The following is an 8482-nucleotide window of genomic DNA, read 5'->3' as shown; positions in this document are numbered from 1 at the left end:
GGCCAACCGCGGCGGCTTCGACTACCGCCGCTACCTGCGCAGCCAGGGCATTCACTGGCTGCTGCAGGTCCAAGGGACGGACGCTGCCGACGTCTCGCCCGGCAGCCCTTGGAGCGCAGCCGCGCTGCTCGGACGCGCGGATGCGGTCCGCTCGCAGCTCGGCTCCGCGCTGGAACGCTCGTACCCGGCCGCGCAGTCCGGGTACATGAAGGCGCTCGTCCTCGGCGACTCGGACGACATCGACCCCGGCCTTTACGCCCGCTTCGCCCGTCTCGGCCTGACGCATATCATGGCCGTCAGCGGCATGCATGTCGCCGTCATGCTCGGCCTGCTCGGATTCCTGCTTCGCCTCTGCCGCCTGACCAAGGAACAAATCCTGCTTGCCCTCATGCTCGCCGTGCCGCCTTACGTCCTGCTGACAGGAGCCGCTCCATCCATCATCCGTGCCGGCGTCATGGCGCTGATCGGCCTGGCTGCAGCGCGGGCAGGCAAGCTGAAGGACGGCCTTCATCTGCTCGCTGCCTCCGCCGTGCTGATGCTGCTCTGGGATCCCCTACTGATCGAGAGCGTGAGCTTCCAGCTTAGCTTCATCGTAACGGCGGGACTGATTCTCGGAGTGCCGGCCGTGAACCGGCTGCTTCCAGACATCCGCAAAGGGAAGTTCCTGCTGGACTCGCTCGTCGTCACGGTCGTCGCCCAAGCCGCATCCTTTCCGGTATCCATTTATTATTTCAACCAGTTCCATCTGCTTTCGCTGCCGGCGAACCTTCTGCTCGTTCCGTTCATCAGCCTCCTCATCATGCCGGCGGGCGCAGCTGTCATGCTGCTTGAGCCGATATGGCCGGGTGCGTCGCATTTCATCGCAGCCTTATCCTCCCGGGGGAACGACTGGTCCTTCCGGGTCGTGGACGGCATGAGCTCCTGGCGAGGAGGGGCGACCATCTGGGCCAAGCCGTCCCTTTGGTGGATTTCTGCCTGGTATGGCGTGCTTGCGTGCCTGCTGGCTGCTTTGGCTGTCTGGAGGCGCGTGCGGAAGAAAAAGCGGCAGCGGAGTCCAGAGGAAACTTCCGGCGACGAGACCCGGCCGCTCTCGGATGGGGGTCATCTTGATCCTCATTGGCCTGAAGGTAGAAATGGGGATCGACGGTTGACGAGATTCAATCGTCATCATGGCCGGCACGGCAGCACACCGGGGGGCAGCAGGCAGGAATACGATTTTTCATCCCTATATTCAGCCGGGGAAAAAACTCCGGCGGTTTATGTAAATCGTCGTTTTCGAGCATTCGCCAACGAGGCGCCCCGATTTCTGCGCAGTCCGGGAGTTTGCTCGTTTGCCTGTTTTGCGGCGGTCGGTCTTCTTCTGTTTCATGCCTATCATCCGGACTGGCCGCGCAGCAGCGCGCAAGTGGATTTTCTGAATGTCGGCCAGGGAGACTCGACCTTGATCCGGACCCAATCGGGAAAAGTCATCCTAATCGATGGTGGAGGAACGATGGATTTCGGCAAGGAGCCTTGGCGAATCCGCCGCGATCCGTATGAGATCGGACGCAAAACGCTCGTTCCGCTGCTCATGCAGCGGGGCGTTCATGGGATCGATCTCCTCGTCGCCACGCATCTGGATCAAGATCATGTCGGCGGTCTGTCTGCCGTCCTGGATTCCATCCCCGTTCGCCGGATGTTGTGGAATGGAACGTTGAAGGAAGCGGCCAAGGCAGAGCCGATCCTGCAAACTGCTATCGGCTTGGACATTCCGGTCTACTCCGCCGGATCCGGCCAGAGCTGGCAGGCGGATGCCTCGACCCGTCTGGACGTTTTATGGCCGCTTGCCGCCAGCGGCCAAGCATCCATTACCAAGGGAGAGCGAGAAATAGCGATTGCCGAGGAACAAAACGAAGAAAGCGTCGTGCTCATGGTTTCCATTTACGGCAAGCGTTTTTTGCTCCCGGGCGATCTCGGCTCTTCGAGCGAGCAGAAGCTCGTTCGTGAGGGCATGACCGAGTTCGTCCAGCCGTCAACAGAAGCAACCGCGTTAGGCAGGACATCAGCAGCAACCGGACTCGGCCAACCTTCAACGGAAGCCAAGCTCGGCCAGCTTCCAACGGAAGCGAGGGGCGGCCAGTCATTAACGACTACCGAGAAGGACACGCCAATCGCATCCGTGGATGTGCTGAAGGCCGGACATCACGGAAGCAAGAACTCCACTTCTCCGCTCTGGCTCGCGTATTGGAAGCCGTCGATTGCTGTTTTATCCGCTGGTTTGAACAATCGGTACGGGCATCCAAGCGGCGATACGATGGAGAGGCTTCGCGCGGCGCGCACCTTAGCGGTGAGGACGGATCTTGACGGAGAAATCCAATTTGAGATTCGTAGAGATTCCCTGAGCATGCGGCTTCTCCGTCCGTGAGTTCTTCATCCATGAGCCCTGCTTCATCCAACTGCCTTGGCAAATGACATATACCATGATATATTATTATAAATTGCTGCTGAAGCAGGTTGTCATTTTGACCGCAAGGAAAGGTGTAGAGGCCTGAGATGTCGAGCGAACAGTCCAAACCGATGTACGAGAAAATAGTCGAAGCGCTGCGCGGCCGGATCGTGGAAGGGAAGTACAAGGCGGGCGACCGGGTCCCCTCGGAGAAGGAGCTCGGCGAAGAATACAAGGTCAGCCGCATCACGAGCAAAAAAGCTCTCGAGCTTCTGGCCGGAGAAGGATACATCGTCCGCCAGCCGGGCAGAGGCTCGTTCGTATCCGAGAAGCCGCCGCTCCAGGCGGCGGGAAGACAGCCTCAGCATCCGCTGCTGCCGCATCAAGGCAAGAAGACGGGCAAGCTGCTGATCGGCCTTGTCATAACGGATTTTGCCGACAGCTACGGGACCGGCCTGATCTACGGCATGGAACAGGCCTCGCGCGAGCAGGACTGCTATCTGGTGCTCCGCCGCACCTTCGGCATCCCCTCCATCGAAGAGGAAGCGATCAAGGGCCTGCTTGAGCTCGGCGTGGACGGATTGATCATCTTCCCGGCGCAGGGCGAATATTTCAACGCGGAGATTTTGAAGCTGGTCATCAACCAGTTTCCGTTCGTGCTTGTAGACCGCCATCTGAAAGGAATATCCGCAGGCTCCATATCCACGGACAATGCGGGAGCGGCCCGCGAGGGAACGAACTATCTGTTCGAGCTCGGCCACAAGTCCATCGCGTTCCTGACTCCGCCGCCGGCCGATACAACCGCGATCGAAGAGCGGATCGAGGGATTCATCCAAGCGCATGCGGAGAAGGGCGTCATGGTCGACCGGGACCTATGGCTGGAGGACATCGCCTCGACGCTTCCGCAGGCCAATACGGAAGAGAACCGGCTGGAGGATATCCGCCGGATCATCGGCCATCTGCGCAAGCATCCGCACATCACCGCCGTTTTCGCGACGGAGTACAACATCGGCCAGCTGGCGATGGAAGCCGCCCGGGAAATGGGCAGGTCCGTTCCCGGCGATCTGTCCGTCCTCTGCTTCGATTGTCCGGAGACGAACGGACGCTTCCCGCTGACCCATCTGAGACAGAATCAGACGGAGATGGGGAGGCTCGCCTTCGAAAACGTGCTCAAGCTGATCGACGGGCAAGCCGTGCCGAACAAGATCATGCTGGAGGCGGCTCTCATTCGGAGCGAATCTACCGGACCTGTGCCGCGGAACGCTGGGACTTACTTGTGAAGGCTCCCCCAGAGGCTTTTTTAGTTGGATCAAAAGGTCATTCGGAATTTTCCGAATGGCCTTTTTTCAAGCCATCTTGATCATGAGGCCGCCGCAGGCAGACGGGATGAATCAGAGGCTTCGCAGGCTCGATCCATCATTTGGATAGTATAACTATTGATATAAATGATCTAAAAATACATATTGACATACTAACTTATGGAAACCTATAATGACAATATCAAATGAAAGCGGTTTACTTAAGACTTGAAGCAGACAGGAGAGGTCGGACAGATGGGAAAAGTCGCAGGAAGCAGCTCTTCAATTGAAAAGCTGCAGCAAAAAATAAAGGAGATTTTACCTGATTTTCCTGGAATGACGGCCATATTCGACCATTGCTTCGGCAACACGCTGAACACGACCATCAAACGAATGCCCGATGGCACCACATTTGTCATAACAGGTGATATACCAGCTATGTGGCTTCGCGATTCCGCCGCCCAGGTACGGCCTTTCCTGGCATTGGCGGCAGAGGACGAGGAGTTGGCGGACATGATCGAAGGACTCGTACGCAGGCAGCTGGAATGCATTTTGCTGGATCCATATGCGAACGCTTTCAATGAATCCCCGAATGCAGCAGGCCATCAGGATGACGAGACGGAGATGAGTCCCTGGCTGTGGGAAAGGAAATACGAGATCGATTCCCTCTGTTATCCGCTGCAGCTCAGCTATCTGCTGTGGAAGAATACGGGCCGCACATCGCATTTCAATGAAACCTTCCGGCAAGCAGCCTCGACGATACTGGGACTGTGGCGGACCGAGCAGCATCATGAAACCGAATCGCTTTACCGGTTTCAGCGGCATAACGGCCCTGCGAGCGACACGTTGGCCAGGGATGGCAAGGGCAGTCCGACCGCCTATACCGGGATGACCTGGAGCGGCTTCCGGCCGAGCGACGATGCCTGCGCATACGGGTATCTGATTCCTTCCAACATGTTCGCCGTCGTGGTTCTCCGATACCTCAGGGAAATCGCAGCCGAGGTTCTGAACGACGAGGATCTGGCGGGCGAAGCGCTGCTCCTGGCAGAGGAGATCGACCGCGGAATTCAAGCCTGCGGCATCTGTGAGCATCCCGACTACGGACCCATCTATGCCTACGAGACCGACGGCCTCGGAGGCCGGAGCCTGATGGACGACGCGAATGTGCCGAGCCTGCTCTCCATTCCTTATCTGGGCTATGCGGACAAGGACGATCCCGTCTACCGGAATACGAGGCGATTCATTCTAAGCGAGGCCAATCCGTATTTCTACAGAGGATCTGCGGCGGAAGGCATCGGAAGTCCGCATACCCCCGAGCGCTACATCTGGCCGATCGCGCTGGCGATGCAAGGGCTTACCGCCGATGCCCCGGAGGAGAAGCTGCGGCTGCTGAAGCTGCTGGAGGCGACGACTGCCGGCACCGGACTCATGCACGAGGCTTCCACGCCGACGATCCGTCCCGCTTCACGCGGCCATGGTTCTCATGGGCCAACATGATGTTCAGCGAGCTGCTGCTGAATTACGCCGGCATCCGGATCAAGACTTGAGACGCGGTTTCAAGCGGAGGGCATTTTCCTTCGGAAATTATAGAAGAGATTCACACCAAAAGGGAGGCTTCAAGATGAAAAAATGGGTATCCGTTCTTGCCATGTCCGCCGTTCTTCTCGGTACGGCCGCAGGCTGCGGCAACGGCGATTCGGGAGGAGACGCGGCAGCCGGTAATTCGGCGGGCCAGAGCGGCTCGAAGGGGAGCGGCAAGCCGGTCGAGCTGACGTTCTGGGGCGATTGGGGCGGCGAAGGCCAGAAGCAGTTCGAGACGATGGTCGACGCCTTCAATAAATCCCAGGATAAAATCAAGGTCAAATATGTGCTTCAACAGGATATGATCACCAAATTCCTGACGGCCTCCACCTCCGGAGGGGCCCCGGATATCCTGTTCTGGGACCGTTGGCGGACTTCGCTGTACGCTCCCAAAAACGTGCTGGCTCCGGTGGACGACTTCCTGGCCAAGGACGGCCTCAACAAGGACGACTTCTACGGCGAGGCTCTCAAGGAGCTGTCCTACAACGGCAAGCTGTACGGACTTCCGCTGACTGTGGATGCGCGCGCTCTCTTCTATAATAAAAAGATTCTGGATGAAGCCGGGGTCAAGCCGCCGACGACATGGGATGAGCTGGAACAGGCAGCAATCAAAACGACCAAGTGGAACGGCAGCAAGCTGGAGGTTGCGGGCTTCTCCCTCGGCGACAACGGCTTGTTCAATATGTACCTGCAGCAGGCCGGCGGCCAGATGCTGACGGAGGACGGCAAGAAGACGAACTTCAACAACGACAAGGGCAAGTCGGTTCTGGAGTTCTGGGATCGCCTGCTGAACAAGGATAAGGTGTACAAGGTCGGCTTCGAGCAGGGCCTCGGAGAAGGCACGGACGCCTTCGTCACCGGCAAGCTGGCGATGCAGTATACGGGGCCATGGATGCTCAGCACGTACAAAAAATACGGCAAAGACCTCGACTTCGGCATCGTTCCGCCTCCGGTCGGGCCGAACGGCGACAAAGGCAGCGTCATGGGCGGCTTCGGCCTGGTCATTCCGCAGGGATCCAAGCATCAGCAGGAAGCCTGGGAGTTCGTCAAGTGGTGGACGGCGAACAAGGACAATGCGCTGCTGTGGGCCAAAACGAGCCTGAACATGCCGGGCTACAAGCCGGCGCTGGAGGATCCGTTCTTCAAGGACGATCCGTTCTGGAAGCCGTTCCTGGAAACGCTGGACATGGCCAAGATTCGGCCGGCCCATCCGGGATACTCCGTCATGGAGAACGACGGGCTCATTCCGAATCTGCAGCTGTTCCAGCAGAACAAGCTGAGCGCGGACGATGCGCTGAAAAAATCGCAGCAGCGCGGAGACCAGCTGCTGGCGGACAACGAAGCCGCCAAGCAAGAAGACTCCGGGGCGGGCGAGGGGAGCTGCCGCTTCCCGTTCCCGCCGCGTGTCTGCTTGGCCGCAAGCCCTCCTTGAGGGAGAGAAAGGAGGAGTGCCATGTCTTCCATCGGAAATCTGAACAAGCACCAGGCCCGGACGGCCTACTTGTTCATCACGCCGACGATGCTGCTGTTTTTCGCCTTCACCATCATTCCGGTCGCAATGGCGCTTTATTTGAGCTTTACGAACTACGATGTCGTCAGCCGGATGGATTTCGTGAAGCTGGACAACTACAAGCGGCTGCTCAAGGACGACCTGTTCTGGACGACCTTCAAAAACGTCGCGTTCTACTCGGTTATTTTCGTTCCCTTGAACATCATCCTGTCGCTGCTGCTGGCGCTGCTGCTCAATTTCAAGAGGTTCGGCGTCAAGCTGTTCCGGACCATGAACTACTTGCCTACACTGACCTCGGCGGTCGCGGCCGCGACCGTATGGATCTGGCTCCTGCACCCGGAGTTCGGGCTGGTGAACAATCTGCTCGGGTATATTGGCGTCACGGGACCGGCCTGGCTCTCGCAGACGGAAACGGCGATGCTGTCCATCATCATGGTGACGCTCTGGCAGGCGGTCGGCTCCAACATGGTCATCTACATCGCCGGCTTGCAGGGGGTTCCGGACTATTTGTACGAATCCGCCAAGCTCGACGGGGCGAACGCAATCCAGCGGTTCCGCTATATTACTTGGCCGCAGCTGCGGCCTACGACGTTCCTGGTCAGCACGATGTCGATCATCGGGGCGCTTCAGCTGTTCGACCAGGCGTTCGTATTGACTCAGGGCGGTCCCGGCAACGTCACGAAAACGCCGGTATACCTGATCTATCAGCAAGGCTTCAACCAGCTGCAGATGGGCTATGCTTCGGCGCAGGCGTTCGTGCTGGCGCTGGCGATCCTGATCTTCTCGTTCATCAACATGCGCGTGACCAAATCCGAAGAGCCCGTCGTGTAAGGAGGATGCATCATGGCTGAACCATCTCTGCCGGCAGCAGGCGCCGGAATGCCGGCGTCGACAGCCTTCGCGGCCCGGAAGGCTCTGTCGGGAATATCGTTTTACGCGGTCGCTATACTCATTTCCGTGGGCATGTTCCTGCCCTTCTTCTGGAGCTTGATCACATCGTTCAAGCCGAGCGATGAGATTTTCTCCGTCCCGATCCAATGGATTCCGTCCAGCTTGACGCTGGAGCATTACCGAAGCGCGTTCACGACGGTTCCGTTCGGGCTGTATTTCCTCAATTCCTTCATTCTTGCGGCGAGCGGCGTGCTGTGCAACCTGTTTTTCGGCTCGCTCAGCGGCTACGCCTTCGCCAAGCTGAACTTCCGGCTGAACAAGCCGCTGTTCAAGGTGCTGCTGGCCGCCATGGTCATTCCGGGAATCGTGACGATGATTCCGAGCTTTTACGTTTTGATGCACTTTCCGCTGATCGGCGGCAACAACATCTCCGGAGCGGGCGGACACGGCTTCCTGAATTCGTTCTGGGGCATCATCCTGCCCGGCGCTTCCGGCTCGTTCGCGGTGTTTTTCATGCGGCAGTTCTTCCTTACGCTGCCGTCCGACATGATGGAGATGGCCCGGATCGAGGGCTGCGGAGAGTTCCGGATCTTCTGGAACATCTACCTGCCTCTGACCAAGCCGGCCCTGGCGACGCTCGGCATCTTCACATTCCAGGCGGGCTGGAACAGCTTCCTGTGGCCGATGATCATTCTGAACGATCCCGGGAAGGCGACGATTCAAATGGGGCTGCAGGCGTTCTCGTACAACCACCAGACCGACTTCGGCCCGATGATG

Annotated in this window: 5 protein-coding genes and 1 pseudogene; all 6 read left to right on the top strand. The window is 58.5% G+C overall.

Annotated features, from left to right (window positions below):
- A partial coding sequence (locus BN871_RS21260; protein ID WP_048748680.1) for a ComEC/Rec2 family competence protein occupies window positions 1-2404 on the top strand: 2404 nt, incomplete at its 5' end.
- 128 nt (window positions 2405-2532) lie between these two features.
- Window positions 2533-3705 carry a substrate-binding domain-containing protein gene (locus BN871_RS21255; RefSeq protein ID WP_021880016.1) on the top strand — a complete coding sequence of 391 codons (1173 nt, stop codon included), beginning with the start codon at window positions 2533-2535 and terminating at the stop codon, window positions 3703-3705.
- A gap of 273 nt (window positions 3706-3978) precedes the next feature.
- Window positions 3979-5270, top strand: a pseudogene (locus BN871_RS21250) (glycoside hydrolase family 125 protein).
- Window positions 5271-5344: 74 nt separating this feature from the next.
- On the top strand, window positions 5345-6736 hold the full coding sequence (locus BN871_RS21245; RefSeq protein WP_083436574.1) for an ABC transporter substrate-binding protein: 1392 nt from the start codon (window positions 5345-5347) through the stop codon (window positions 6734-6736).
- 21 nt (window positions 6737-6757) lie between these two features.
- The gene (locus BN871_RS21240; RefSeq protein WP_048748679.1) at window positions 6758-7645 is read left to right on the top strand and encodes a carbohydrate ABC transporter permease; all 888 of its coding nucleotides are present in this window, start codon (window positions 6758-6760) and stop codon (window positions 7643-7645) included.
- 48 nt (window positions 7646-7693) lie between these two features.
- On the top strand, window positions 7694-8482 hold a 789-nt coding region (locus tag BN871_RS21235; protein WP_048748681.1), incomplete at its 3' end, for a carbohydrate ABC transporter permease.

Source organism: Paenibacillus sp. P22 (assembly GCF_000469945.2).
In the GTDB taxonomy this organism is placed as follows: domain Bacteria; phylum Bacillota; class Bacilli; order Paenibacillales; family Paenibacillaceae; genus Paenibacillus_O; species Paenibacillus_O humicus.
This window is presented reverse-complemented; position numbering and strand designations above follow the sequence as displayed.

Bases quoted from the DNA above. Each gene is read 5' to 3' on its own strand.
- BN871_RS21255 (WP_021880016.1), top strand. From the start codon at position 2,533: ATGTCGAGCGAACAGTCCAAACCGATGTACGAGAAAATAGTCGAAGCG.
- BN871_RS21245 (WP_083436574.1), top strand. From the start codon at position 5,345: ATGAAAAAATGGGTATCCGTTCTTGCCATGTCCGCCGTTCTTCTCGGT.
- BN871_RS21240 (WP_048748679.1), top strand. From the start codon at position 6,758: ATGTCTTCCATCGGAAATCTGAACAAGCACCAGGCCCGGACGGCCTAC.